Annotated in this window: 21 protein-coding genes and 1 tRNA gene; 14 read left to right on the top strand and 8 right to left on the bottom strand. The window is 71.2% G+C overall.

Annotation, left to right across the window (positions count from 1 at the left end):
- Window positions 1-262: 262 nt before the first annotated feature.
- The 7 genes from ACIO3P_RS05770 (at window position 263) to mycP (ending at window position 10,451) form a co-directional block, all read left to right on the top strand.
- Complete coding sequence (locus ACIO3P_RS05770; RefSeq protein WP_329826824.1) at window positions 263-1,912, top strand: beta-N-acetylhexosaminidase; 1,650 nt, start codon at window positions 263-265, stop codon at window positions 1,910-1,912.
- 334 nt (window positions 1,913-2,246) lie between these two features.
- Entirely contained in the window at window positions 2,247-3,143 is an 897-nt protein-coding gene (locus ACIO3P_RS05765; protein WP_399299654.1) for an FAD binding domain-containing protein, read from the top strand.
- Window positions 3,140-4,492 carry a 2Fe-2S iron-sulfur cluster-binding protein gene (locus tag ACIO3P_RS05760; protein WP_401855222.1) on the top strand — a complete coding sequence of 451 codons (1,353 nt, stop codon included), beginning with the start codon at window positions 3,140-3,142 and terminating at the stop codon, window positions 4,490-4,492. Before ACIO3P_RS05765 ends, ACIO3P_RS05760 begins: the two co-directional genes overlap by 4 nt.
- Entirely contained in the window at window positions 4,489-6,798 is a 2,310-nt protein-coding gene (locus ACIO3P_RS05755) for a xanthine dehydrogenase family protein molybdopterin-binding subunit (RefSeq protein ID WP_329826827.1), read from the top strand. The genes ACIO3P_RS05760 and ACIO3P_RS05755 overlap by 4 nt, the downstream gene beginning before the upstream one ends.
- A 287-nt stretch (window positions 6,799-7,085) precedes the next feature.
- A complete protein-coding gene (locus ACIO3P_RS05750; RefSeq protein ID WP_401794533.1) occupies window positions 7,086-7,595 on the top strand; it encodes a hypothetical protein in 510 nt (169 codons plus the stop codon).
- 67 nt (window positions 7,596-7,662) lie between these two features.
- The gene (locus ACIO3P_RS05745) at window positions 7,663-9,075 is read left to right on the top strand and encodes a hypothetical protein (RefSeq protein WP_401855220.1); all 1,413 of its coding nucleotides are present in this window, start codon (window positions 7,663-7,665) and stop codon (window positions 9,073-9,075) included.
- A gap of 29 nt (window positions 9,076-9,104) precedes the next feature.
- The gene (gene mycP / locus ACIO3P_RS05740; RefSeq protein ID WP_401855217.1) at window positions 9,105-10,451 is read left to right on the top strand and encodes a type VII secretion-associated serine protease mycosin; all 1,347 of its coding nucleotides are present in this window, start codon (window positions 9,105-9,107) and stop codon (window positions 10,449-10,451) included.
- A 28-nt stretch (window positions 10,452-10,479) separates the two neighbouring features.
- Here the strand turns inward: mycP and ACIO3P_RS05735 are convergent, their stop codons facing one another.
- From ACIO3P_RS05735 to ACIO3P_RS05725, 3 genes are all read right to left on the bottom strand, one after another.
- Window positions 10,480-11,100 (bottom strand): hypothetical protein, encoded by a 621-nt coding sequence (locus tag ACIO3P_RS05735; RefSeq protein WP_401855215.1) that lies wholly within the window; start codon window positions 11,098-11,100, stop codon window positions 10,480-10,482.
- The gene (locus tag ACIO3P_RS05730) at window positions 11,097-12,995 is read right to left on the bottom strand and encodes an alpha/beta hydrolase (RefSeq protein ID WP_401855214.1); all 1,899 of its coding nucleotides are present in this window, start codon (window positions 12,993-12,995) and stop codon (window positions 11,097-11,099) included. The genes ACIO3P_RS05735 and ACIO3P_RS05730 overlap by 4 nt, the downstream gene beginning before the upstream one ends.
- Before the next feature lie 198 nt (window positions 12,996-13,193).
- Window positions 13,194-15,236, bottom strand: a complete 2,043-nt coding sequence (locus ACIO3P_RS05725) for a cellulase family glycosylhydrolase (protein ID WP_401855211.1) — start codon at window positions 15,234-15,236, stop codon at window positions 13,194-13,196.
- A 166-nt stretch (window positions 15,237-15,402) separates the two neighbouring features.
- On the opposite strand from ACIO3P_RS05725, the gene ACIO3P_RS05720 reads away from it, so the two are divergent.
- Complete coding sequence (locus ACIO3P_RS05720) at window positions 15,403-16,299, top strand: hypothetical protein (RefSeq protein ID WP_401855209.1); 897 nt, start codon at window positions 15,403-15,405, stop codon at window positions 16,297-16,299.
- Between the two features lie 89 nt (window positions 16,300-16,388).
- Here ACIO3P_RS05720 and ACIO3P_RS05715 read toward each other — a convergent pair.
- Window positions 16,389-16,460 (bottom strand) — tRNA-Cys (locus tag ACIO3P_RS05715).
- 233 nt (window positions 16,461-16,693) lie between these two features.
- Between ACIO3P_RS05715 and ACIO3P_RS05710 the strand changes: the two genes are divergently transcribed.
- The 5 genes from ACIO3P_RS05710 (at window position 16,694) to ACIO3P_RS05690 (ending at window position 22,671) form a co-directional block, all read left to right on the top strand.
- The gene (locus tag ACIO3P_RS05710; protein ID WP_329826835.1) at window positions 16,694-18,214 is read left to right on the top strand and encodes an MFS transporter; all 1,521 of its coding nucleotides are present in this window, start codon (window positions 16,694-16,696) and stop codon (window positions 18,212-18,214) included.
- 1 nt (window position 18,215) lies between these two features.
- Window positions 18,216-18,542: a type II toxin-antitoxin system death-on-curing family toxin gene (locus ACIO3P_RS05705; RefSeq protein ID WP_401855207.1), complete on the top strand. Its 327-nt coding sequence runs from the start codon at window positions 18,216-18,218 to the stop codon at window positions 18,540-18,542.
- A 193-nt stretch (window positions 18,543-18,735) separates the two neighbouring features.
- Window positions 18,736-20,523, top strand: a complete 1,788-nt coding sequence (locus tag ACIO3P_RS05700) for a DEAD/DEAH box helicase (protein ID WP_329826837.1) — start codon at window positions 18,736-18,738, stop codon at window positions 20,521-20,523.
- Between the two features lie 555 nt (window positions 20,524-21,078).
- Window positions 21,079-21,720, top strand: a complete 642-nt coding sequence (locus ACIO3P_RS05695) for a helix-turn-helix domain-containing protein (RefSeq protein WP_329826838.1) — start codon at window positions 21,079-21,081, stop codon at window positions 21,718-21,720.
- A gap of 138 nt (window positions 21,721-21,858) precedes the next feature.
- Complete coding sequence (locus ACIO3P_RS05690) at window positions 21,859-22,671, top strand: S16 family serine protease (protein ID WP_329826839.1); 813 nt, start codon at window positions 21,859-21,861, stop codon at window positions 22,669-22,671.
- Here the strand turns inward: ACIO3P_RS05690 and ACIO3P_RS05685 are convergent.
- From ACIO3P_RS05685 to ACIO3P_RS05670, 4 genes are all read right to left on the bottom strand, one after another.
- Window positions 22,625-23,971 (bottom strand): MFS transporter, encoded by a 1,347-nt coding sequence (locus ACIO3P_RS05685; RefSeq protein WP_401855205.1) that lies wholly within the window; start codon window positions 23,969-23,971, stop codon window positions 22,625-22,627. The genes ACIO3P_RS05690 and ACIO3P_RS05685 overlap by 47 nt on opposite strands.
- Window positions 23,968-24,183, bottom strand: a complete 216-nt coding sequence (locus ACIO3P_RS05680; protein ID WP_329826841.1) for a hypothetical protein — start codon at window positions 24,181-24,183, stop codon at window positions 23,968-23,970. The genes ACIO3P_RS05685 and ACIO3P_RS05680 overlap by 4 nt, the downstream gene beginning before the upstream one ends.
- Window positions 24,184-24,206: 23 nt before the next feature.
- Window positions 24,207-24,863, bottom strand: a complete 657-nt coding sequence (locus ACIO3P_RS05675; RefSeq protein WP_401794501.1) for an ArsR/SmtB family transcription factor — start codon at window positions 24,861-24,863, stop codon at window positions 24,207-24,209.
- A gap of 78 nt (window positions 24,864-24,941) precedes the next feature.
- Window positions 24,942-25,412: an Lrp/AsnC family transcriptional regulator gene (locus tag ACIO3P_RS05670; RefSeq protein ID WP_329826843.1), complete on the bottom strand. Its 471-nt coding sequence runs from the start codon at window positions 25,410-25,412 to the stop codon at window positions 24,942-24,944.
- A 130-nt stretch (window positions 25,413-25,542) separates the two neighbouring features.
- Here ACIO3P_RS05670 and hppD point away from each other — a divergent pair, with 130 nt between their 5' ends.
- Window positions 25,543-26,724: a 4-hydroxyphenylpyruvate dioxygenase gene (gene hppD, locus ACIO3P_RS05665; RefSeq protein WP_401855203.1), complete on the top strand. Its 1,182-nt coding sequence runs from the start codon at window positions 25,543-25,545 to the stop codon at window positions 26,722-26,724.
- Window positions 26,725-26,741 lie beyond the last annotated feature (17 nt).

The following is a 26,741-nucleotide window of genomic DNA, read 5'->3' as shown; positions in this document are numbered from 1 at the left end:
GGACCCACGGGCCGGGGCGGGGTGCGGGCACGGCACGGGCAGGGCACGGGCCGGGCGCGGCCCGCGGGTTCCGGAGGCGCGGGCGTGGCCGGTTCCGGTCGCCGGGACGGGGCGGCGGGATCCGGCCGGTCGGGCAGGTCGCCGGCCCCGGTCTGGGAGCCGCCGATCCCGGGTAGGCAAGCGGTCCCGGGCCGGTGCGTCCGGGACCCGGCGCCGGTCGCGGCACCGGCACCCCGAACCCGGCGCGGAGGAGCGACCCACCATGGACCTGATCCCCGACCCCCTGCGCTCCTGGCCGGCGCCGCGCACCGCGGACGCCTTCCCGCTCGACGCGGAGACCGCGGTCGCGGCGGGGCCCGGCACGGAGGGCGTCGCGCACTGGCTCCGTACCACCGTGGGCGCCGCCACCGGACTGCCCCTGCTCCCCGACGCGGGGACGGGCCCCGGCGACAACCTGATCGTCCTCGGCGTCAGCGCGGACATCGCGCGCGAACTGGGCCCCGAGGGCCACCGGATCACCGTGGACGCCGAGGCCGTCCGGATCGACGGCGGCAGCGCCGCCGGGGTCTTCCGGGCCGCCCAGACACTCCGTCAGCTCCTCGGCCCCGACGCCTTCCGCGCGGCGCCCCTGGGGTCCGGGCGCCACTGGTCCGTACCCATGACGGTCATCGAGGACGCGCCGCGCTTCGCGTGGCGGGGGCTGATGCTCGACGTGTCACGCCACTTCACCCCCAAGGACGACATCCTGAGGTGGCTGGATCTGCTCGCCGCCCACAAGCTGAACGTCTTCCACTTCCATCTCACCGACGACCAGGGCTGGCGCGTCGAGATCAAGAGCCGTCCGAGACTGACCGAGGTGGGCGCCTGGCGGGCCCGCACCAAATGGGGCCACCGCGCCTCGGAGCTGTGGGACGAGAAACCGCACGGCGGTTACTACACGCAGGACGACATCCGCGAAATCGTCGCGCACGCCGCCGCGCTCCATATCTCCGTCGTCCCCGAGGTCGAGATCCCGGGCCATTCGCAGGCCGCCATCGCCGCGTACCCGGAACTCGGCAACACCGATGTCATCGACACGACCTCCCTCACCGTCTGGGACACCTGGGGCGTCAACGACAACGTACTCGCCCCCACCGACAACACCCTCCGGTTCTACGAGGACGTCTTCACCGAGATACTCGACCTTTTCCCCGCCGACATCTCGCCGTTCATCCACGTCGGCGGTGACGAGTGCCCCAAGGACCAGTGGAAGCGCTCCCCGGCCGCCCAGGCCAGGATCCGCGAACTCGGCCTGGCCGGTGAGGACGAGCTCCAGTCCTGGTTCATCCGCCACTTCGACCGCTGGCTCACCGCGCGCGGGCGGCGCCTGATCGGCTGGGACGAGATCCTGGAGGGCGGCCTCGCGCCGGGCGCCGCCGTCTCGTCCTGGCGCGGCTACGCGGGCGGCATCGCCGCCGCACGGGCCGGCCACGACGTCGTCATGTGCCCGGAGCAGTACGTCTACCTGGACCACCGTCAGGCGCCCGGCGAGGACGAGCCGATGCCCATCGGCTACGTCCGCACCCTGGAGGACGTCTACCGCTTCGAGCCCCTGCCCCCGCAGCTCACCGAGGAGGAGGCCGCCCATGTCCTCGGCACCCAGGCCAATGTCTGGACCGAGGTGATGCAGGACCGCTCCCGCGTCGACTACCAGGTCTTCCCGCGCCTGGCCGCCTTCGCCGAGGTCGCCTGGTCGGCCCTGCCCGCCCCCGGGGAACGTGATTTCGCCGACTTCGAACAGCGCATGACGGAGCACTACCGGCGTCTTGACGCACTCGGGGTCGCCTACCGGCCGCCCGGCGGCCCGCTGCCCTGGCAGCGCCGCCCCGGTGTCGCGGGACGGCCGCTCGAAGGGCCGCCGCCGCGGATCTGAGCAGATCCGGGCCGGAGTCGGGGCGGATCCGCGTCGGATCCGGGACGGTTCCCGGCCGATCCGGGACGGATCCTAGCCACGGTAAGGCGCGCCGTACTCCCCGTCACCCCAGGCGGATAAGTCATACAACGACCGCCGAAGAGTGGCATTCAGTATGTGGCGGCGAAGAGGGGTGAAAGCGGACCTTCCCCCTGGTCGGGGACGGATGCGCCCTTCGTGGACCCTCGCGTCGCCCTGCCCGGAAGATGTGCCAGAGTTGCCACGTCCGGCCTGTGAGCACGTACGGTACGGCAACACAGGCGGGACACCGGGACACCGGAAAGGGGCAGTGGGGTTGACCACGCACGCACCGCAGACGGCGCAGTTCGTGACGCTGCCGGCCTCGCTCGACGAGGCCGTGGCGGCGCTCACCGAGATGCCTGCCGCCGTGCCCGTCGCAGGTGGCACCGACCTGATGGCGGCCGTCAACAAAGGCCAGTTGAGGCCCGCGGGACTGGTCGGCCTCGGCCGGATCAGTGAACTGCGCGGCTGGCACTACCAGGACGGCCACGCCCTGCTCGGCGCCGGCCTCACGCACGCGCGCATGGGCAGGCCCGACTTCGCCGCCCTGATCCCCGCGCTCGCCGCCTCGGCGCGCGCGGCCGGGCCGCCCCAGATCCGTAACGCCGGCACGCTCGGCGGCAACATCGCCACCGCCGCGCCGACCGGTGACGCCCTGCCCGTCCTCGCCGCGCTCGAAGCCGACCTGGTGGTCGCGGGACCCGGCGCCGCGCGCCGCGAGATCCCCGTCTCCCACCTCCTGGCGGGGCGCGAGATGCTCGCCCCCGCCGAACTCATCGGCTTCGTCCGCGTCCCGCTCCTGCACGCCCCGCAGGTCTTCCTCAAGGCGACGGGACGGACCGGCCCCGGCCGCGCCACCGCGTCCGTCGCCGTCGTCCTCGACCCGGCGCGGCGCGGCGTGCGCTGCGCGGTCGGCGCGATCGCCCCGATGCCGCTGCGCCCCCTCGAAGCGGAGCGCTGGATCGCCTCGCTGATCGACTGGGACGGCGCGCGGGGGCTCGCGCAGGAAGCGCTCGCCGCCTTCGGCGAGTACGTCGCCGCCGCGTGCATCCCGGACCCGCCGCCGCCCGCCGACGGCGGGGAGGCGCCCGCGCCGTCCGCCGCCGTACTGCACCTGCGGCGCACCGTCGCCGCGCTGGCCCGACGAGCACTGGGGAGGGCGCTGTCGTGACCACCAACGACCATTCCGGATCCGGCCAGGGCGCCGGGCCCGCCGAGCACCAGGGCGGCTGGCAGCCCGTCCCGCACGGCGGCGACTACGACGCCGAGGCGACCGCCTTCGTGCAACTGCCGCCCGAGGACTCCCTGGACGCGCCCCTGGCCGCGCCGGGGCACGGCTACGTACCGCCCAGCATCGAGCCACAGGCCCCCGGCGACCCGTCCAGGACCGATCAGGCCGGGCCCGGCGGCTGGGCCGCCCAGCCCGTCGCAGGGGCCCAGGACGCCGCGTACGGCCAGAGCGGCGACTACGGCCAGGGCGGGTACGGCCACGGCGGCTACGGGCCCGGCGGTTACGAGCCACAGGGCACGAGCCACTGGAACTTCAGCGACGTCGTCCAGGAAGCGGGCGCGCACTCCGCCGAAGCACCCGCCGACGCCCCCGCCGAACTCACCGGCCAGTGGACGATCCCGGTCGCCGGAGGCGACCTCCCGGACGAGTCGGGCGAGTTCAGCACCTCCGTACTGGCTTCCCAGTGGGCCGGCGAGGCCCCGCCCGCGACCCTGCCCGGCGGTGCCCCCGCGCCCTGGGCGCCGGAACCGGCCGAGGACCCCTCCGTACCCGAGCCCGCCCCGGAGACCGAGGCCGCGCCCGGCCCCGTACCGGAAGCGGCACCCGAGCCGGACCACGCGCCCGACGCCTCGCCCGACCACGACTTCGCCCCGCTCACCCACAGCAACGACAGCGCCGAACACCCCGCGGGCTCCTACGTCCTGCGCGTCAACGGCGCCGACCGCCCCGTCACCGACGCCTGGATCGGCGAGTCGCTGCTGTACGTGCTGCGCGAACGCCTCGGCCTCGCCGGCGCCAAGGACGGCTGCTCCCAGGGCGAGTGCGGCGCCTGCAACGTCCAGGTCGACGGCCGGCTCGTCGCCTCCTGCCTCGTCCCCGCGGCGACCGCCGCCGGATCCGAGGTCCGTACGGTCGAGGGCCTGGCCGTCGACGGCGAACCCTCCGACGTCCAGCGGGCCCTGGCGGCCTGCGGGGCCGTCCAGTGCGGCTTCTGCGTCCCCGGCATGGCCATGACCGTCCACGACCTCCTGGAGGGCAACCACGCCCCCACGGAGCTGGAGACCCGCCAGGCGCTCTGCGGCAACCTCTGCCGCTGCTCCGGCTACCGCGGCGTCCTCGACGCCGTCGGCGAGGTCGTCGCCGAACGCCAGGCGAGCGCGGAAGCCGCGGCCGCCGCCTCCGAGGAAGCGCGCATCCCGCACCAGGCACCCCCGGGGACCGGCGCCGCCGGTGACCCGCACACGAACCCGAACCCGCACCCGCACTCGCCCGACGGAGGCATGGCGTGAGCAACGACGCGGCCACCGGGACCGCGCTCGACGGTCCCCACCAGGAGCCGCCCGCGCACGGCCTCGGAGCCTCACTCGCGCCGGCCGAAGCGCGCGCGAAGACCGAGGGCACGTTCCCGTACGCCGCCGACCTGTGGGCCGAGGGCCTGCTGTGGGCGGCCATCCTGCGCTCGCCGCACCCGCACGCCCGCATCGTCTCCGTCGACACGGCCGCCGCCGCCGACATGCCCGGCGTACGCGCCGTCGTCACGCACACCGACATCCCCGGCGACTCCGCGTACGGCAGGAGCGTCGTCGACCGCCCCGTCTTCGCCTCCGACGTCGTACGCCACCACGGCGAGGCCATCGCCGCCGTCGCCGCCGACCACCCCGACACGGCCCGGCTCGCCGCCGCGGCCATCGCCGTCGAGTACGAGATCCTCGAACCGGTCACCGACCCCGAGAAGGCGTTCGCCGCCGAACCGCTCCACCCCGACGGCAACCTCATCCGCCACATCCCGCTGCGCTACGGCGACCCCGACCTCACCGGCGAGGTCATCGTCGAAGGGCTCTACCGCATCGGCCGCCAGGACCCCGCCCCCATCGGCGCCGAGGCCGGCCTCGCCGTACCGAGACCGGACGGCGGCGTCGAGATCTACACCGCCTCCACCGACCCCCACACCGACCGCGACCTGGCCGCCGCCTGCTTCGGCCTCGACCCCGAACAGGTCAAGGTCGTCGTCACCGGCGTCCCCGGCGCCACCGGCGACCGCGAGGACCCCGGCTTCCAGATCCCGCTGGGGCTCCTCGCCCTGCGCACCGGCTGCCCCGTCAAACTCGCCGCCACCCGCGAGGAGTCCTTCCTCGGCCACGCCCACCGCCACCCGACCCTGCTGCGCTACCGCCACCACGCGGACGCCGAGGGCCGCCTCGTCAAGGTCGAGGCCCAGATCCTGCTGGACGCGGGCGCGTACGCCGACGCCTCCTCCGAATCCCTCGCGGCGGCCGTCGCCTTCGCCTGCGGCCCGTACGTCGTCCCGCACGCCTTCATCGAAGGCTGGGCCGTACGCACCAACAACCCGCCCTCCGGCCACGTCCGCGGCGAAGGCGCCATGCAGGTCTGCGCCGCGTACGAGGGCCAGATGGACAAGCTCGCCGCCAAACTCGGCCTCGAACCGGCCGAACTGCGCCTGCGCAACGTCCTCGCCACCGGCGACATCCTCCCCACCGGCCAGACGGTCACCTGCCCGGCCCCGGTGGCCGAACTCCTCACCGCCGTACGGGACTACCCCCTGCCCCCCCTCCCCAAGGACACCCCGGAAGCCGCCTGGCTGCTCCCCGGCGGCCCCGAGGGCGCGGGCGAACCGGGCGCGGTACGGCGCGGCGTCGGCTACGCGCTGGGCATGGTCCACATGCTCGGCGCCGAGGGCGCGGACGAGGTCTCCACGGCGACCGTGAAGGTCCACGACGGCATCGCCACCGTCATCTGCGCCGCCGTCGAGACCGGACAGGGCTTCACCACCCTCGCCCGGCAGATCGTCCAGGAGACCCTGGGCATCGAGGAGGTCCAGGTCGCCCCGGTCGACACGGACCAGCCCCCGGCGGGCCCCGCGGCCCACGGCCGGCACACCTGGGTCTCGGGCGGCGCGGTCGAACGGGCCGCGAAGATGGTCCGTACGCAGCTCCTCCAGCCGCTGGCCCACAAGTTCGGGATGTCCACCGAACTGCTCCAGATCACCGACGGCAAGATCACCTCGTACGACGGCGTGCTCTCCACGACCGTCACGGAGGCGCTCGACGGCAAGGAACTCTGGGCCACGGCCCAGTGCCGCCCCCACCCCACGGAACCCCTGGACGACGCCGGCCAGGGCGACGCCTTCGTGGGCATGGCCTTCTGCGCGATCCGCGCGGTGGTGGACGTCGACATCGAACTCGGCTCGATCCGGGTCGTGGAGATGGCCGTGGCGCAGGACGTCGGCCGCGTCCTCAACCCGGCCCAGCTCGCCACCCGTATCGAGGCGGGCATCACCCAGGGCATCGGCACCGCCCTGACGGAGAACCTCCGCACGACCCGCGGCCTCATCCGCCGCCCCGACCTCACCGGCTACGCGCTCCCGACGTCCCTGGACGCCCCGGACATCCGCATCGTCCGGCTGGTCGAGGAACGCGACGTGGTAGCCCCCTTCGGCGCCAAACCGGCCAGCGCGGCCCCGGTCGTCACCTCCCCGGCCGCGGTGGCCGCAGCGGTAAGGGCCGCGACGGGCCGCCCGATCAGCCGCCTCCCGATCCGCCCCCAGGCGGCGGTGGCGGCGGCGCCGGGCGGATAGGAACCCGAGCCCGATCCTCGGCGGACGCGCCCGTCCCCTGCGCGGGGTCCCCGCGGGGCGTCGGCGTGATTCTCGTTGCGGTCGTGACCTTGAAGTGCGGGGTGTCGGCACCACTGGCTAAGCTCATGAGTCAGATGTTGGCAAAGGGGGGAGGCATCCGTGCTGATCACGGACGTCCTGAGCGGGGACAACGTCCTGAGTAGGGACAATGTCCTGAGCGGGGAGAATGTCCCGAGCGGGGACAACGGCGGGCGCGGGGGTTCGGGCCCGGGGGCCGGTGAACGCCGATGAGCGACGAAAGCATGCTGCGTTCGGTCCATCCGGCGATGGCCTCCATGCTCTACGACGCCGAGTCGATGATGGACTTCAAGAAGCGCGTCGACAAGCTGATCACCAACCTGAACGACTCACCGGCCGCCCCGGACAAGGTGGGCCAGGAGCCGGTGGGCCGAAGCCACTTCGGCGGTGACGGCGGCGCCTGGGCGGAAGCGAACGGCCTGTCGACCGCGTACACATCGGTCATCAAGCAACTCAAGGATCTCTCGCAACTCCTGGCGGACTCGCTGGAGGGCATGGGGATCGCGGTGGTGTCGTCCAAGCATGGCTACGAGGGCGAGGACGACGACATCCGGACGCGGATGCTCGCGATTCAGAAGAACATGAAGAAGCACTACAACCCGGAACTCGACCCGGCGGCGGACCAGAACAAGAGCCAGGGACAGAGCCAGGGGCAGGACCAGGGGCAGGACCAGAACAAGGAGCAGCCGGGCGACACCGCCGGCGTCGTAGCTCAATAACGGCCGGGGCTTCGGCGCCGGTCGAACGGGAACCACGGGGACTACGGGGAACAGGTAGGACATCGGGATGGCGGAGTACGGCGAAAGCAACGGGGGCGGCGGCTCGACGTCCTTCGAAGCCATGTCACACGAGCAGATGCTGGCATGGCTGGACAAGGCGAACAGCGCGACGGTACAGGCGGCGGCCGACCGGCTGTCGGCCGCGGCCGCCGAAATCCGCGACATCGCCCAGCAGTTCCAGTTCCGTCCACAGCGGGTGGAGTGGGAGGGGGAGGGCAAGGACGCCTTCGAGAGCTGGGGAGCGAGCCTGGCCAGCTCGACGTACCGGCTGGCCGAGTACAGCGACGAAGCCTCGAAGTGGCTTTCCCGCACGTCCGACGCGATCGCGGTCGCGCAGAGCTCCATCCCCCGCGACGTCACAGGCGCCAAGGCCAACCTGGCGGCGGCGAACGCCCACCGCAACGACCCGGACGCCGGGCTGGTGGCGGGCAAGTCGCTGGAGACGCTGGAGGCGGGAGCGGAGAAGAGCCGCCTGGAAGCCGCCGACGAGATGAGAAAGCTGTCGCAGTCGTACCAGCAGGCGCAGACGCAGATGACGAAGCTGGAGGTGCCTACTTTTCAGCCGCCGCCGGGGGCGTTTGTGCCGGACGCTGAAGGCCTCGATGACAGTGAACAGGGCATTGCGCGCAGCGGAGGTAGCGGTGCGATGCCCGGAGCCATTGGCGCTTCGTCGTTGGCGCACAGCGAGGGCGCAGTTGGGGCCGGGGGAGTCGCAGCGCAGTCCCGTGCGGCCATGACGTCTCCTCCGCTTGCGACGGTACCTGAGCGGGCCACCACCACCGAGATCGCTGGTGCGGAGACGCTGCCGACGACGCTGTCGCCTTCCTCTGCACCCTCGACCGTTCCCGTGACAGTCGGCCGCCCTGAGGGGGGTACCCCGGCACCGGGAATGCTGCCGCCCACACTTGTCGGAAGTCCTGTCCCTGTTCCCGGGCAGCCCGGCACGGGGAGACCCAGTGCCGGAGTACGTGCTCCACTGATGCCCGGGCAGAGCGGGCCTACTGGAGGACCGACCGCACGCGCGCCACAGGAGCGTGCCATTGTCGGTGGCCGACCCGTCCCGCCCAACTCGGGCCAGCCAACGGGAGGAATCCCCCGGGGCACGGTCATCGGTGGCGAGAGTGCGCACGGGCGCCCCCCGATGGCCAACGGTATGGGTGCTGGCATGGGCCGTCCGCAGCAGCCTGGTGCCACCCCCGGGCGCCCGTTCACTCCGGGAGGCTCCGGCCTTGTCCGCGGCGCGAACGGTGAAGGCAGACAAGGCGCTCAAGCAGCACGCGGTGGAGCCGTTGCGCCACATTCCAACGGCGCGGCACGTCGTCGTGACGACGCCCAGGGAAATCGTCCGGACTACCTCGTCGAAGACGAGGAGACCTGGCAGCAGGGTGGGCGACGTATTGTGCCTCCGGTTATCGACTGATGTCGCAGGGGAACGGTGTGGGAGAGCAGATGCGTATCAGTAGCCGTTCGGGGACCCGAGGCCGGATGGCGGTTGCTGCCGCTCTGGGGTTGCTCGTGCTGGGCGGAGCGGTATCGCCCGCATACGCGGATTCCATCCGCTCGCGGCAGTGGCATCTGGATGTCATGGGCGCCGAGAAGATCTGGGAGGTCAGTACCGGCAAGGGGGTCACGGTTGCAGTCATCGACTCGGGGGTTGACGACACGAATCCAGACCTTCTGGGCCAGGTCCTCAAGGGCAAGGACCTGGCCCCGAACAAGTCGGGTGATGAGCGTTCTGACCATAGCGGACATGGCACCAATATGGCTGGACTTATCGCCGGTACGGGGAAAAGTGGGGGCGGTGACGGCGCGTTCGGTTTGGCTCCGGGTGCAAAAATTCTGCCCATTCGTGTAAATAGCGGAGAGTCGGTCAACAACCTTCAATTCACCGATTCCGTGTCGGCGGCGATACGATTCGCGGCTGATTCTGGTGCTCGAATTATTAATATCTCCATGGGGGCGAGTATGAGTTCCCAGGAGATGACGGACTCGGTCAAATATGCTCTCGGAAAAGGGGCTTTGGTCTTTGCGGCCACCGGAAACGACGGTGATTCATCGTTGTCCTATCCGGCAGCCACGCCCGGTGTTGTGGGAGTTGGAGCTGTCGGTAAGGACCTCAAGAAGACTGAAGCGTCTCAGTGGGGCCCGCAGGTGGACTTTGCCGCGCCCGGCAAGGACATGGTGCACGCCTGTAAAAATTCAGACACTAAACTGTGCGTAACTAGCGGCACCAGCGATGCGACCGCCATTGCGTCAGCGGCCGCCGCGCTGATCTGGTCCAAGCGCCCTGAATGGAACAACAATCAGGTGCTTCGGGCCATGCTCAACACGGCCGGTGGTCCGACGAGCGGCAACAAGCGAAACGACTATGTCGGCTACGGAGCGATCCGCCCCCTTCGAGCGATCAACACTCCCGGTGACCTGGGCCCGGCGGACGAGTATCCGCTGCCGGATCTCGTAGCCGCCGAGTCTAAGTCGCCCTCTCCTTCGGCCGAAGCCTCCAAGGCCGCAGGCGGCGCCGCCGATGACAAGGAAGACGACAAGAAGCCCGTCGCCGCATCCGACGATGCCGGTAACACTGGTCTCTGGATCGGCCTGGGTGTCGGTGCTGCCGCGCTTCTGGGCGGTGCGGTCGCCATACCGGTCATCCGGTCCCGCCGTCGCGCAGCAGTGGCCTCGGCGGCGCCGGTGGCGCCCGCTCCTGCCTACGCGCCGTACCCGCCCGTCTACGCCCCGCCGCAGCCCGGTCAGGGGCAGGGCGATCCCCGTAACGCCCCTCCCGGGTCCGGTCATTGAGGGCGACGAGCTGAAGCCTCCGGCTTCGTCAGCGGGTTGGAGACGCGGACGGGGCCGGAGTGGTCGCGGACCAGAAGTCGGAGTGCACGGAGGGGTAGGGAACGTCCTCGCCTTCGAAGGGCGTTCCGTTGGCTGCTGTCTTGGGCGGAACGACATCCGATTTGATGAAGCACGGGGTCACGATGTCGAAGAAGAACTGACCCGTGGCGCCCACTGAGACGCTCATCCGGAAGTCCTCCGGGGTACTGGCGTCGATTGCAGGGAACTCCTGATCGCTGTCCACGTTGGTGATCATGTAGCCCTGCTTTCTCCAGTGGCGTTCCACAACGCCGAGCAGACTCCCGCGCCTGGCGTCCGACACGATGGTCATCACGGCAGCGCGCCGTGTCACCGAACCGGTTGTCCTGCCGTCGATGGTGTAGTCACCACACCCGCCGCCTGTCGACGCGTCATGCACCCAGTTCAGAGGAGGCTGAACCGATGAGATGCTGTTCAGTAGGATCGCGTCGGCTTTTTCGGCTGCCTCTTGCAGACTGATTTTGCTCACCACTGGTTTTTCCACTCCCTGTTCTCCCGAAGTTCCCGGGCCAGAGCATCCGGTCGCACCAGCCAGTACTGCTGCTGCCAAAACAATGTGCAGCACTTTCATCGGGGCTCCTGGGACGAGATCCTGTCGCCGTGGCCGGCTACGATCTTGGCAATGTTGCGGGCTGACGTTCTGTCCCGCTCAGGATTGAAGTAGTTCGAGTGCGCCGGCGTCGCTCCCTGCCCGTCGATGAACGGGCGTGCCCCGTCGTCCACCTTGAAGCGGGTCGCGCCGAAGTCCTTGTGCGCCGGATCCGTGCCGAACCAGATCTGGCTCTCGTCCTCCGACGAGCGGAGCCCTGCGACGCCGCCCACCACGCCGCCCGCCGCCGCACCGACCAGGCCGCCTGCTGGGCCTCCCATGCCGAGGCCCAGGACCAGTCCGACGGAGGCCCCGCCCGCTGCGCCGGCTCCTAGGGCGCTCGACTCGTCCTTGCTCGGCATTATGGTCACCGGGTCGTTGTCCGCGGCGCCCACATAGACGTGGTCCTTGCCGACGCCGAGGTCCTTGGCGGAGGCCGCGCCCGTGCCGGGGCTTCCTAGGATCACGATGTCGTCGGCGCCGGGGATTCCGCCGTGCCGCTGTGCCGCCTGCCCGACGGTGAAGGAGCCGTACGAGTGGCCGATGGCGGTGACATGAGGGTCGGCGTTCTGGTTCGTTGCCGAGATGCCGGCCATGAACTCGTTGTACGCGTAGGCACCGGCCTTGGCGTTGTGGTCGAACATCACGCCCGCGTTGTCGGCCAGTTTCTCGGCGGGGAGTTGGGGCGCGTCGTAGCCGAGCCAGACGATCGCCGCGCTGGACTTGTCATAGGCTCTCGCCCCTTTCGCCGTGTCGCGCGCCCGCTGTACGTCGTTCGTCGCGAAGCTCTCGTCCAGCGCCGTGCCCAGGCCGGGAACGTACGCCGAGACGTTCCTCGCCGTGTCCGGGTTGCCGAAGGACACGATCGCGCGGCCGTTTCCCTGGTCGCCGATGCCCAGCAGGTACATCGGGGGGACGCCTTCCGCGGGGTCCGCGCGTAACTGGCGGTCGAGTGACTTCAGTCCGGCCAGTCGGATCTGTGCCTGTTCGCCGGTCTGGCCCTCCAGCTTGCCGATCAGTAACCGCAGGTTGTCGCGGTTGGCCGTGTCCCGGGTTTCGGCGGGGATTCCGTCCAGGTTGCCGATCACGTCCGGGTAGACGGCCAGGTATTCCTCCCGCTGTTCCTGCGTGAGGTGGGCCCACCACGCCCGCCGTTCCGCGGGGGACTTGTCCTGGGGAATGTCGTTCTTCAGGTAGCCGACCGCCACGTCACGGATGGTCGCGGCGTCCGCGGCGGCGTCCGTCCAGGTACTCGTGTCGACCGTGAGGCCGGGGGGCGCCTTGAGTTTGGACAGGGCTTCCGTGAAGCGACTGTCGGTTTCTCTGGCCTCGTTGACCGCTTTGAGGATGCGGTCGGCGATGTCCTGGGCCGTGGCGTGGTGGGGGTTGGGCCGGGCCAGTGGGGGTGCTCCGGAGGCGGCGCCCAGTGGGGGGCCGTACGGGGTGCCTGCGGCGGAGCCTGTTGTGGTGCCGCCCGGGATCGGCGTGCCGTCGATGATGTTCTCGCCGGCGGGCGGATAACTCACGGAACCGTCCGGGTGCACGGTGAACCTGAGGTTGACGGCCTCCTCCAGGGCGGCGTTCAACCGCTTCTGCGAGCTGCTCAGTTCGAACGCGAGGCTGTTCAGCGTCGTACGGATCAGGCCGCATTCGGTGTGGAGATAGTCGAAGTTCCGTTCAAGTTGCTTCAGTCGTCCGAGCGCCGCGCTCGCCGCCTCGCCTCTCTGTGACGCCGCGAGCCTGTTCGTCATCTCGTTGCTCACTTGGTCACGTGCGGCATCGGCCCGGTTGCTCACCTCGCCCCAGCCCTCCGCCGCGTTCTGGAGCTCCGTGTACGTGAGGTCCCGTAACTGCTGCCACGTCAGCACAGCGGGCACTTCGCGGGTGCGATGCCGGTGGGTGACGTTTCCGTGCAGGCGCTGTCATGCCCAAGTGGGGCGAACGTGTGTCGTAATTCGTGCGAATACAGGCCAGGTGCCATGTGTGAGTCTCCCCGCGCCGCGTGCTGCTCGGATCAAGCTAGCGGACGGGATGTGCGACTGCACACGCGGAGAGTGTGCGGCCTTCCTGGGTGTTTACGGGGCTGCCGGGAGGCCGGGGAACGCGGTGGACGCCGCCCACGCGGTCAGTTCGCGCTGGGCCGCGGCGCGCAGTTCCGGGGTTGTGGGGCCTTCCGCCACCAGGGCGTAGTGCAGGGTGCCCGCGGTGTCCGACGCGGGTGGGGCCGTCAGGAGGAGGCGCTGGGCGTTGGTGGTGCCGGGTTCCGTGGCGGATGCCAGGGCGTGGTCGGCGGTCTGGCCCTGGGCGGTGTAGGCGGGCAGGCCGGTGGCCGTGCCCAGGTCGGAGACGACCGTGGTGGTGGCGGGGGTGAAGCCGTTCGGCAGGTGGAGCTGGGTCGGGGCGCGGGTGGCGCCCTCGGAGCGCCAGACCAGGATCCCGTACCGGCCGGTGCCCACCAGGCGGGCGGTGTTGGGCAGGGTGTCGGGGATCCGGTTCCAGGTCAGCGTCGTACCGCCGTCACGGGAGCGGTCCTCGTACGTGAACGCGACCGTACGGCCCGCCACCGCACCCGGGTAGAGCCGGTCCAGCAGCCGGGCGTCCTGGCGCAGTACGGCCCGGCCCGAGGCGTCGAGTCCGACGGCGGACATGTCCTCGTCGTTCCAGGCGTCGCCCTCGGTGAGGATCTTGTCGGGGTTGCCGTTCATCGCCTCGCGGTGGCGCCCGCTGTAGATGTCCCACTGCCACTGCGTGCCCGAGAGCACCGGCCCCGAGCGCGCGGCCCCCGTCCACCAGGTCGCCCCCGGCAGCCGGGAGTCGAGCGCCTGGTACAGCGCCTTGTTCACGGTGGGCGCCTTGTCGGCGGTCATGCCGTTCAGCGGGTGGCCGAACTCGCTGACGATGCCGCTGGTGCCCAGCGCCGCCGAGCGGTCCCGGACGGTCGAGAAGTCGGTGGCGTACTGGCCGTCGTTCGCCTTGCCCCACATGAAGACACCGGAGATGGCCTTCTGGTCGTAGAAGTGCGTGTTGAAGACGTAGCGCGGGCCGACGGCGCCCGCGTCGAGGAGGCCGCCCTCGTGCCGCGCGAAGTCCAGGTTGGCGTTCCAGAACATGTTGGGCTCCACGAAGACCGGCTTGTCACGCCAGCCCGCCGCGTCCATGCGGGAGCGGAACTTCTCGTAGAACGGCCAGAGCACGTCCCGTTCCCAGGCGCGGCTGTTCTGGCCGGCCGCGTACTCGCCCGCGAACGGTTCGTTGTAAGGGTCGAAGCCGACGATGCCCGCGAACTCGTCCGCGTCGAGGTTCTGCGCGAGGTACGCCATCGTCTTCTGCGCGGTGTCGAGGAACGCGGTCTGGACGGGGATGCCGAGGACGCGGTTGTTCCAGAAGTCCCGGGTCGCGCTCTTGACCGCCTGGTTCTGGGTGATGTTCTGGCCCCACAGGACGCAGATGCCGCAGGACTCGCGCGGGTACCCGCCCGCCTCGATGGCCCACCGGGGCGCGCCGTCGCCCGTGTACCAACTGTCCTTGTCGAAGAGGTACCGGGAGTGGAGATCCTGGTGGAAGTCGGGGAACACCCGCAGCCCGGCGTCGAGGAGCGCCCTGATCTGCTCGGTGGCGCCGCGCAGATACGCGGTGTCGATCCGGCCCGGCTCGGGTTCGGCGTAGGCCCAGGAGAGCAGGAACCGTACGGCGTTCCCTCCGGTCAGCGAGCGCAGGGCCACGGCGGATTCACGGGCGTCCGCGGCACTGGCGAAGGGCAGGCCGCCGTTCTCGTCCAGTTTGGTCTCACCGGAGACGTTGAATCCGCGCAGGACGACCTCACGGCCGTGCCCGTCGGCGAACCGGGCGCCGTCCACGGTGACCTCGGTCGCCGCCCGGTCGTCGAACCACAGCGCGGCCCGGGCGCTGTCCGCCGTCGCGGTCGTGGGGCCGCCGAGGGCGACCCCTGTCAGCAGGGCGAGTACGGCGCCGAGCAGGGCGCACCGGCGGGTCGTACGACGTGTGGTGCCCAGCGTGCTGCGCCGCGTGCTGCGCCGTGTGGTGCCCAGCGTGCTGCGCTGTGTGGTGCGACGTGTGGTGCGACGTGCCGTGCGCGGTCCCGCCCCGGTGGTCGTCATGGACACAACAGTGAGGCAGCTACTGACGGGTAGTCAAGAGTCCTGTCACGGCCGCCGGCGGCCTTCCGGGCGCGGGGCTGGATCCCGTCCTGGAAGGGCGTTCAACATATGCTGATCCGACCGGCGTTGCTCCTGCAACCATGCCGTACGCCAGCGAGGGAGACCGATGAGCCAGCCGCCGTACCCACCCGCTCCCGACGGTTCAGGGGCTCCTCAGGGCCAACCGGGCCAACCGGGCCAGCCGGGCCAGCCGGGGCCGTACTCGCTTCCCCCTCAGCCGCAGGCGCCCCCGCAGGGCGTCCCCGTCGAGGGCAACCCGTACGCGCAGCCGGCCCCGCCGCCCGCCTACGGCGGCTACCCAGGACCCCAGGGGCCTCAGGCGCCTCAGGGGTACCAGGGGGCCCCGCCGCCGTACATACCCCAGTCGCCCCAGCCACCCCTGTCGCCCCAGCCCCCGCAGCGCCCCGGGGGCCGTCGGAAGACCGCCCTGCTGGCCGGCGCCGTGGCGGCCGTCGTGCTGCTCGCCGGGGGCGGCGTCTGGCTGGCGACCAGCGGGGACGGGGGCGGGGGCGGCGGCAAGGATGTCGCCGCGAGTGCCGGGCCGTCCGACGACGTGTCGAGCGGAGCGACGGAGGAGCCGACCGGTGGGGCGTCGGAGACCTCCGGCTCCGAATCCTCCGAATCCTCCGACGTCGACGACCCCGACGACCCCGAGCCCTCGGACGCCGCGCCCACCGGTACCGGTATGGAGGGCATGTGGCGGTCCACCTCCGGCAGCGGGGTCCTGGGTGTCCTGAAGGGCGAGGACATCGAGACCATCCAGAAGGACAGCAAGATCACGATGGTGTACGTCAAGAGCGGCCTGGAGTGCAAAGGTCTGCGCACGGTGACGGAGCCGGGCAAGAAGTACCGCTTCGCGCTGATCTGCTCCCGTGACGACGTTCCGGTGGAGTCCGAGGACCGAGCCGGGTCCTTCACCTTCGGCGGGGGCACCCTCAGCGTGGAGTGGACCTCCGGTGGCACCGGCACCGAGACCTTCGACCGGTACGCGGACGCTCCCTAGCCTTCCCTGTACGTCAGGTCCCCTGTACGGCGGAACGGGCCGCCCCGGTCTTCCCGGGGCGGCCCGTACGCGTACGTGAACGTGAACCGAGGCCGTGGCGGGAATCGAACCCACGTAACTCGAGTTGCAGTCGAGCCCCTGAACCACTCGGGCACACGGCCGTGCACTTCGCTGTATCGCGTCGTACCTCTTCCTTCCTGTCCATGACCGTACGAGGGCGGACGGCCGGGCTCAAGGATTTCCGGTGGCGTGCAACGTGACTGCCACACTCCGTTCACGGACGCCCCGCGTCGGTCGCCGCGTCGATCGCCGAGTCGGTCGTACGACCAACGGCCCAGCGAAGACCCATCTCGTGACAGGGCCCAACCCTTGATACGCCCCTTACGCTGAAGCAATGACCGCACTGGAACCCGGCGACGCCGACGTCGCCCCCGCTGCCCCCTCCGGCATACCCGGTCCCAGCGCCGCGCCTCCGGCCGTCCCGGCCGCCGTCCCCGTGCCCGTCTCCGGGTGGCGCGGCGGTGTGCTCGGGCCGGAGCATCGGGCGCTCAGCATCGCCATCGTCTCCGTCGTGCTGCTGATCGCCTTCGAGGCGACCGCGGTCGGTACGGCGATGCCGGTCGCCGCGCGCGAACTGGACGGGGTGTCGCTGTACGCCTTCGCCTTCTCCGCGTACTTCACGACCAGCCTCTTCGCCATGGTGCTCTCGGGCCAGTGGTCCGACCGCGCCGGGCCGCTCGCGCCGCTCGTCACCGGCGTCAGCGCCTTCGCCGCCGGGCTGCTGCTCTCCGGCGCGGCCGGCTCCATGTGGCTGTTCGTCCTGGGCCGGGCCGTGCAGGGGCTCGGCGGCGGGCTGGTCATCGTCGCCCTGTACGTGGTCATCAGCCGCGCCTACTCGCAGCGGCTGCGGCCCGCGATGATGGCCGCGATCGCCGCGAGCTGGGTGATCCCGTCCGTCGTCGGGCCGCTCGCCGCCGGGACCGTCACCGAACACCTCGGCTGGCGCTGGGTCTTCGTCGGCATCCCCGTCCTCGTCGTACCGCCGCTGGTCTTCGCGGTGCCCGCGATCCGGCGGATGGCGTCCGGGCCCGCCGACCCGTCGGGGCCCGCGGCCGGTTTCGACCGGCGCAGGATCCGGCTCGCGCTCGGGATCTCGCTGGGCGCGGCGCTCCTCCAGTACGCCGGCCAGGACCTGCGCGTCCTCTCGCTCCTGCCGGCCGCGGCGGGGCTGGCGTTCCTCGTGCCGGCCGTCCTCGGACTGCTGCCGGGCGGGACCTGGCGGGCGGCGCGCGGGCTGCCGTCCGTGGTGCTGCTGCGCGGCGTCGCGTCCGGGGCGTTCATCGCGGCGGAGAGCTTCGTACCGCTCATGCTGGTCACGCAGCGCGGCCTGTCGCCGACGATGGCCGGGCTCTCGCTCGCGGTCGGCGGCGCGACCTGGGCGCTCGGCTCGTACGTACAGTCCCGGCCGCGCATGGAACCGTACCGGGGACGGCTCATGGCGGGCGGCATGGTGCTGGTGGCGCTGTCCATCGCGATCGCGCCGAGCGTGCTGATCGAGGCCGTGCCGGTCTGGATCGTGGCGGTCGCCTGGGCCTTCGGCTGTCTGGGCATGGGCGCGGTGATCGCCTCCACGAGCGTGCTGCTGCTCCAGCTCTCGGCGCCGGAGGAGGCGGGCGCGAACTCGGCGGCGCTCCAGATCTCCGACGGCCTGTCGAACGTCCTGCTGCTGGCGGCGGGCGGCGCGGCCTTCGCGGCGCTGGGCGGCGGCGCGGTGGGCGCGGCGGGCCACGCCGCGTCGGACCTGGCCGCCTCGGCGACGGTGTCGCACCCGGCGGCCTTCGCGGCGGTGTTCCTGCCGATGGCGGTGGTGGCGCTGGCGGGGGTGTGGGTGGCCACGCGGGTCCGCGTGCGATGACATGCAGGTGGTGGTCCGCGACGCCGGGCTCCTGGAGTCGGCCGTGCACCGCCCGTCGGCCGCGATGTTCGGTCAGGAGGCGTATCCGGATGTGATCGAGAAGGCCGCCGCACTGCTCCGGTCCCTGGCCATCAACCGTCCTCTGTTCGACGGCAACAAGCGGACGGCGTGGCTGTCCTGCGTCACGTTCCTGGCCCTGAACGAGGTGCATCTGCGTCCTGACATCGACGCGGCCGAGCGGCTGGTCATCGCCGTGGCCACAGGTCGGACGGACGGGATCAAGGCCATCGCGGACTGCCCGCGGGAGCTGGTCGTCCCGCCGGTGTGACAGGCGTCGCACTCGGTCCGGTCACCGCCTCGTTCGTACGAGGACCGGGTCACCCCGCCGGTAGGGTGGCCCGGTTGTCGTACGTAAGCCCCTGTGCCCACCGGCGTCCACGCGTCCGGCCGGGCCCCCGCGTGACCCCACGTAACCAGCGTGACCCCACGTAACCCACGTCCGAGCGTCCGAACCGGAGACCGTGACTACTACCGCCTCCTCCCACCACCTCTCGCCCGCCTTCCCCGGCCGCGCGCCCTGGGGCACCGCCAACAAGCTGCGTGCCTGGCAGGAAGGTGCCCTCGGCCGCTATCTAGAGGAGCAGCCCCGTGACTTCCTCGCCGTCGCGACCCCCGGCGCCGGCAAGACGACCTTCGCGCTGACGCTCGCCTCCTGGCTGCTGCACCACCATGTCGTGCAGCAGGTCACCGTCGTCGCGCCCACCGAGCACCTGAAGAAGCAGTGGGCCGAGGCCGCCGCGCGGGTGGGGATCAAGCTCGACCCCGAGTACAGCGCGGGACCGGTGAGCAAGGAGTACGACGGTGTCGCCATCACGTACGCGGGCGTCGGGGTCCGGCCGATGCTGCACCGCAACCGGTGCGAGCAGCGCAAGACCCTCGTCATCCTCGACGAGATCCACCACGCGGGCGACTCCAAGTCCTGGGGCGAGGCGTGCCTGGAGGCGTTCGAGCCCGCGACCCGGCGCCTCGCGCTGACGGGTACGCCGTTCAGGTCCGACACCAACCCGATCCCCTTCGTCGCGTACGAGGAGGGCAACGACGGCATCCGCCGCTCCGCCGCCGACTACACGTACGGATACGGGAACGCGCTCCGCGACGGCGTCGTCCGGCCGGTGATATTCCTCAGCTACAGCGGCAACATGCGCTGGCGCACCAAGGCCGGCGACGAGATCGCCGCACGCCTCGGCGAGCCCATGACCAAGGACGCGGTCTCCCAGGCGTGGCGCACCGCGCTCGACCCGCGCGGCGACTGGATGCCGAGCGTCCTGCGCGCCGCCGACCAGCGCCTCACCGAGGTGCGCAAGGGCATCCCGGACGCCGGCGGGCTGGTGATCGCGAGCGACCAGGACCAGGCGCGCGCCTACGCCAAGCTCATCCGCGAGATCACCGGGACGAAGGCGACGCTCGTCCTCTCCGACGACGTCGGCGCGTCGAAGCGGATCGACGACTTCTCGGAGAGCCAGGAGCGGTGGATGGTCGCCGTCCGCATGGTGTCGGAGGGCGTCGACGTGCCGCGCCTCGCCGTCGGCGTGTACGCGACGACCATCTCGACCCCGCTGTTCTTCGCGCAGGCCGTGGGCCGTTTCGTACGGTCCCGGCGGCGCGGCGAGACCGCGTCCGTCTTCCTGCCCACCATCCCCACCCTCCTCGGCATCGCCAACGAGATGGAGGTCGAGCGCGACCACGTCCTCGACAAGCCGAAGAAGGAGGGGGAGGAGGACCCCTACGCCGAGTCCGAGAAGGAGATGGCGGAGGCCGAGCGCGAGCAGGACGAGGACACCGGCGAGCAGGACATGCTGCCCTGGGAGGCGCTGGAGTCCGACGCCGTCTTCGACCGGGTGCTGTACGACGGCGCCGAGTTCGGCATGCAGGCGCACCCCGGCAGCGAGGAGGAGCAGGACTACCTCGGCATCCCGGGGCTCCTCGAACCCGACCAGGTGCAGTTGCTGCTCCAGAAGCGGCAGGCCCGGCAGATCGCGCACAGCCGCAAGAAGCCCGACACCGAGGCCGACCTGCTGGAGCTGCCGGCCGAGCGGCGCCCCGTCGTCTCCCACAAGGAGCTGCTGGAGCTGCGCAAGAAGCTCAACACCATGGTCGGCGCGTACGTCCACCAGAGCGGCAAGCCGCACGGGGTGATCCACACGGAGCTGCGCCGGGTGTGCGGCGGGCCGCCGAGCGCGGAGGCCACGGCGGGGCAGCTCAGGGAGCGCATCTCGAAGGTGGGGGAGTGGGCCACCCGGATGCGCTGAGCAGCGCGTCGCGGCGCTGAGCGCATCTCGAAGATGGCGTGGCGAGGTCCGCGAGAGGTGTGGACGTCGTAGAGGTATGCGCAGGACGGCGTAAGTGTTGTAACGGTTGATGAACAAGCGTGGCCGCTGCCCGGATCCGGGCAGCGGCCACGCCTGCTGTTCGGAGCCTCCGTACGCCCCTGTCCGCCCCCGTCCGTCACTCCACGGGTCGTGAGTCGGTACGTAACGTCACCATCAGGCCGGACATTTACCGTTAACGCGGATTGACTCGCCTCTCATGCCCGGATTCTGGACGAGGGCTTCCGCTGAGCGGTACCGATGGTTACTGTCCCCGCAATGTGAACGCTCCGTGGCAACTCCGCCGCGTAGCGCAGCCGGTGGTGCCATGGCCCGCCGGTGGCCTCTCCGTGCGGCGCCGGGACGGGACCCGGCGTGGCAGAAGCTCCAGGGCGGGGGGAGAGCGCCGTCGTCACTCCTCCCAAGGTCTCGGCCTCGCTCGACCACGGGAGACCCCATCCGGACTCGCTCCGAACTCACACCGAAGGAGAGGGCGTCGTGACCGCGGAGACCTCCCAGACGCTCGACCGGGGACTGCGCGTCCTCAAGCTGCTCGCCGACACCGACCACGGGCTGACCGTCACCGAGCTGTCCACCAGACTCGGGGTCAACCGGACCGTCGTCTACCGGTTGCTCGCCACCCTCGAACAGCACACGCTCGTACGCCGTGACCTCGGCGGCCGGGCCAGGGTGGGCCTCGGAGTGCTGCGCCTGGGCCGTCAGGTGCATCCGCTGGTACGGGAGGCCGCGCTGCCCGCGCTGCGGGCGCTCGCCGAGGACATCGGCGCGACCGCGCACCTGACGCTCGTGGACGGGGCGGAGGCGCTGGCCGTCGCCGTCGTGGAGCCGACCTGGACCGACTACCACGTCGCCTACCGGGCCGGATTCCGCCATCCGCTGGACCGGGGCGCGGCCGGCAAGGCGATCCTCGCCGCCCGGCAGGGCGCCCTCACCGAGCCGCGCTGCACCCTCACCAGCGGCGAGCTGGAGGCGGGCGCGAGCGGGGCCGCGGCGGCGCTGGTCGGGGTGACCGGGATCGAGGGGAGCGTGGGGGTGGTGATGCTCGCGGACGCCGTACCGGAACGGGTCGGTCCGCGCGTGGTCGACGCCGCCCGCGAGGTGGCGGACGCGCTGCGCTGAGGGACGGTCGCGCTGAGGGACGGTCGGCGCCGGACCGGCGGGGGTGGCCTGCGCCGGGGGACGCCCCGTGCAGGTCGGCGGGTGGTGGTGCCCCGCGCTGGCGGACGGGTGGTGGCGCGCGGCAGATACATTGACACCGTGTTCTCTCGCCTCCCGCGGTTCTCTCGCCTCTCGCGCCCCAGCGTCCTTATCGTCTGCGCCGTCCCGGTCGTCGCGCTCTTCGTCGTCGTCGGCGTCGCGCCCCTGCCGTACGCGGTGGCGCAGCCCGGGATGACCGCGGACGTCCTCGGCACGAACAAGGACCGGCCGGTCATCACCGTCAGCGGCGCGCCCACCCGCAAGACCGAGGGTCAGTTGCGGATGACGACGATCGAGGCGACGGGGCCGTCCACCGACGTCGACTTCGGCGATGTGGTCGAGGGCTGGTTCCGCGCGGACCGGGCCGTGCTGCCGCGCGAGGCGGTCTACCCGTCGGGCAAGACCGACCAGCAGGTCCAGAAGCACAACACCCAGGACATGATCGAGTCGCAGAACTCCGCGACGACGGCCGCCCTCGGCCTGCTCGGCAAGGACCCGGCGACGATCGACGTCAGCCTCCACCTCGCCGACGTGGGCGGCCCCAGCGCCGGGCTGCTCTTCGCGCTCGGCATCGTCGACAAGCTCGACGGCGACGGCGCGGGCGGCGATCTCACCGGCGGCCGCACCATCGCCGGTACGGGGACGATCACCGACGACGGCGAGGTCGGCCCGGTCGGCGGGGTGGCCCTGAAGACCCAGGCGGCGGGACGGGACGGGGCGACCGTCTTCCTCGTACCGAAGGCGGAGTGCGCGGACGCCCAGGCCGAACTGCCCAAGGGGATGCGGCTCGTGCCGGTCACGACGCTGAAGGGCGCGGTGTCGTCGCTCACGGCGCTGGAGCAGGGGCGGAAGGACCAGGTCCCGAGCTGCTGACCCCGGGGGCCTGCGCGTGTGTCCCCTGGTCGGGGGCGCGTTCCATGGACCGCCAGGCCGGGAAGACCAGCGGGCTCAGCGTCGCCAGCAGATAGACCCCGCCGACGGCCAGCAGCGCGCTGTCCAGCCCCGCGCGTTCGACCAGCAGGCCCGCGGCCAGCCCGCCGAGCGGCATCGTCAGCTCGACCCCCGCCGTGGTCACACTGGACACCCTGCTGCGCAGCGCGTCCGGCACCCGCTCGTAGATCACGGTGGTGAGGATCGGGTTGAGCACGCCCGCCGCGAAACCGCCCGCGGCCATCGTCACGGCCAGCGGCAGGGTCCCGTCCGTCAGCGCCGCCACCACGAACTTCGGTGCTCCACAGAGCAGAAACGCCCCGGCGAAGATGGCGCGTCGCGGGAATCGCTCCCCGTACACCCCGTACAGCAGTGCGCCCACCAGGGCGGCACCGCCGGACACGGCGATGAGCAGCCCGAGATCGGCCGAGCCGCCCAGCTCGTCGCGGGCATGGACCGGCAGCAGGACCGAACTCCAGCCCTGGTCCAGGCCGTTGGTGACCATCACCATCAGGGTGATGCCCAGCAGCAGTCGCGTACGGACCAGGAAGGCGTATCCCTCGCGGAGTTCGGTGCGGTACGTGGTGAGCGAGACCGGGGCGAGACGCTGCGGCTCCGCCGCGCGGACCCCGCGCAGCCCGGTGGCGATCAGTGCCGCGGACGCCGCGAAGGTCACGGCGTCCAGCAGCAGCACTGTCTCCGCGCCCACCACCGCGATCAGTACGCCGGCCAGCGCGGCGCCGATCATCCGCGCTCCCCGCGAGACCGCGTCGTACAGGCTCGCGGCGCGCGGCAGGGTCGTCCCGGCGCGCTCGGCGAGATCGGGCAGCAGGACGTAGCGAGCCGTGAGCCCGGGGGTGTGGACGAGGCCGCTGACGGCCATCAGGGCGCAGAGCATCCAGAACTCCAGCGCGCCCGCGTGGTCCAGCAGCGGGATCGCGGCCACGGCGAGGCCGCAGACCAGGTCGGAGGCGACGGAGATCCGCCGCCGCCCGATCCGGTCGATGACCGGGCCGCCGACGATCGCGGAGACGACGACCGGCAGCGTCGCGCAGAAGGCCACGATCCCGGCATCGGCCGCGCTGCCGGTCGTCTGGAGGACGAACCAGGGCACCCCGATCAGGGTCAGCGAACTCCCTGCTATGGAGATGGTGTTGGCGGCGAGGGTGGCGACGAAGGGCCACCGGTCGCGCGGGTTCTTGTCGAGGAGGCGCGCGTCCCGGATTTCCTTGGGCCCGCTCATGCGAGGTGCGTTCTCGTGCGCGCCACCGGGCGGTTGACGAGCCGCAGCCCCAACTCGACCAGCGACCAGCCCAGTCGGGTACGCAGGTCCGTACGGTCCCGGCGGGGCGCGACGCCTTCCCGGAACGCGGCGGCTTCCCTGAACTCGGCGGCCTCCCGGCGTAGTTCGGCGGAGCGCAGGGTGTGCAGTGTGAGATGGATGTCGGCGTGCATGGTGGTCCCCCCTGGAGTCTGCTTCAGTCCGTCGAGCCGCGGCGCGGAAAGGAGTGCAGGTGTACGCGGACCTGCGGGGCGTCCTCGGCGGCGGGCCCGATCCGGCGATAGCGTTCGGCGACCGCGTGCAGTTCCGCGTTCAACTCGGTGAGCTGCTGCGACGTCAGGCGCAGGGTGAAGTCGCTCATGTCGGCGGCCTGCGACCACTCCATTGGCCAGTCGCCCGCCGTGCCCAGCCAGGTGGTGAGTTCCTGGGTGTGGATGGTGGCCACCTCGTGCAGGAACAGGTTGACCGCGCCGCGCACCTCGGGATCGGTGTTCGCGTGCAGGTCTTCGCTGAACCGTGTCCCCTCCTGGGCGGCTTTCCACCACCGTTCGCGGCCCTTGCCCCGCGTCGGATCGTCCGCGACGAAGCCGTGCGCGGCGAGCTGGCGCAGGTGGTAGCTGGTGGCGCCGCTCGACTCGCCCAGCCGGGCGGCGAGTTGGGAGGCGGTGGCGGGGCCGTCGTGGCGGAGGACGCCCAGCAGCCGGATGCGCAGCGGATGGGCGAGACCGCGGAGCGACCGCGCGTCCAGAGTGCGCTCGCGGTGTTCCTGCGGCGGCTTCGGCTGTGCTTCTTCGTGCTTCGGCTCGTGCTCTTCGCGGTCTTCGTGGTCTTCGTGGTCTTCGTGCTCGGGCATGGTGTCAGCGTATGCATGCAAAGACTCCGTTGCAACATGTTCTTTGCAACGGAGTCTTTGCGGCTTGATTCCGCTTCCTCAGTCGTCCCGCGCCGCCTGCTCCACCAGCGGGATGATCCGCAGCGGCACCGGGTTCTCCATGACGATCGCCGTGGCCGCCCGTACGATCCCCTCGAAGCCGACGACCCGGTCGATCACCCGCTGGAGATCGGCGTTGGAGCGCGCGACCAGGCGGCAGAGCATGTCCCCCTCGCCGGTGGTGGTGTGCAGTTCCAGCACCTCGGGGACGCCCGCCAGGTGGGCCCGTACGTCCGTGCCCTGGCCCTGCTTGATCTCCAGCGTGGCGAAGGCCGTGACGGGATAGCCGAGCGCCGCCGGGTCGACCGCCGGGCCGAACCCCCGGATGACCCCGTTCGACTGGAGCCGGTCGAGCCGCGCCTGTACGGTCCCGCGCGCCACGCCGAGCCGGCGCGACGCCTCCAGCACGCCGATCCTGGGCTCCTGCGCGAGCAGCACGATCAGCCTGCCGTCGAGCCCGTCGATACCCATCGTCCGTCTCCCTCCTCCAGCATGGTCATCCTGTGCGGATCGTCCCGTCATTCTGGCCATCCGCTGTACAGAATGCCCAGTGAAAACGCGAACTGTTGCGCACCTTGTGGAACGGGGTGACGCTGGCCCCATGGCTGACACCTCGACGCACAGCACTCTCGGCACCCCCGGCACCACCCCCGACTCGGCGCCCGACACCGCGCGCGAGGCCGATCCCTTCCCGGTCAGGGGAATGGACGCGGTCGTCTTCGCCGTCGGCAACGCCAAGCAGGCAGCGCACTACTACTCCACGGCCTTCGGCATGAAGCTCGTCGCCTACGCGGGCCCGGAGAACGGCAGCCGCGAGACCGCGAGTTACGTCCTGACCAACGGTTCCGCCCGCTTCGTGTTCACGTCCGTCATCAAGCCGTCCACGGAGTGGGGCCGCTTCCTCGCCGCCCATGTCGCCGAGCACGGCGACGGGGTCGTGGACCTCGCCATCGAGGTCCCGGACGCGCGCGCCGCGTACGCCTACGCCACCGAGCACGGCGCCCACGGCCTCCAGGAGCCGTACGAGATCAAGGACGCGCACGGCACCGTCGTCCTGGCCGCGATCGCCACGTACGGCAAGACCCGCCACACCCTGGTCGACCGCTCCGGCTACGACGGTCCCTACCTGCCCGGCTTCGGCGCGGCCGATCCGATCGTCGCGCCGCCCGCCAAGCGCACCTTCCAGGCCGTCGACCACTGTGTGGGCAATGTCGAACTCGGCCGGATGAACGAGTGGGTGGGCTTCTACAACAAGGTCATGGGCTTCACGAACATGAAGGAGTTCGTGGGTGACGACATCGCCACCGAGTACTCGGCGCTGATGTCGAAGGTCGTCGCGGACGGCACCCTCAAGGTGAAGTTCCCGATCAACGAGCCCGCGATCGCCAAGAAGAAGTCGCAGATCGACGAGTACCTGGAGTTCTACGGCGGGGCCGGCGTCCAGCACATCGCGCTCGCGACCAACGACATCGTCGCCTCCGTACGGACCATGCGGGCCGCCGGGGTGCAGTTCCTGGACACCCCCGACTCGTACTACGACACCCTCGGCGAGTGGGCGGGGGAGACCCGGGTGCCCGTCGACACGCTGCGCGAGCTGAAGATCCTGGTCGACCGTGACGAGGACGGCTACCTGCTCCAGATCTTCACCAAGCCGGTCCAGGACCGGCCGACCGTCTTCTTCGAGATGATCGAGCGGCACGGCTCGATGGGCTTCGGGAAGGGCAACTTCAAGGCGCTCTTCGAGGCGATCGAGCGCGAGCAGGAGAAGCGTGGCAACCTCTGACGTCTGACGGGGGGAGA

It is taken from the genome of Streptomyces sp. NPDC087310, assembly GCF_044744405.1.
Classification (GTDB): domain Bacteria; phylum Actinomycetota; class Actinomycetes; order Streptomycetales; family Streptomycetaceae; genus Streptomyces.
This window is presented reverse-complemented; position numbering and strand designations above follow the sequence as displayed.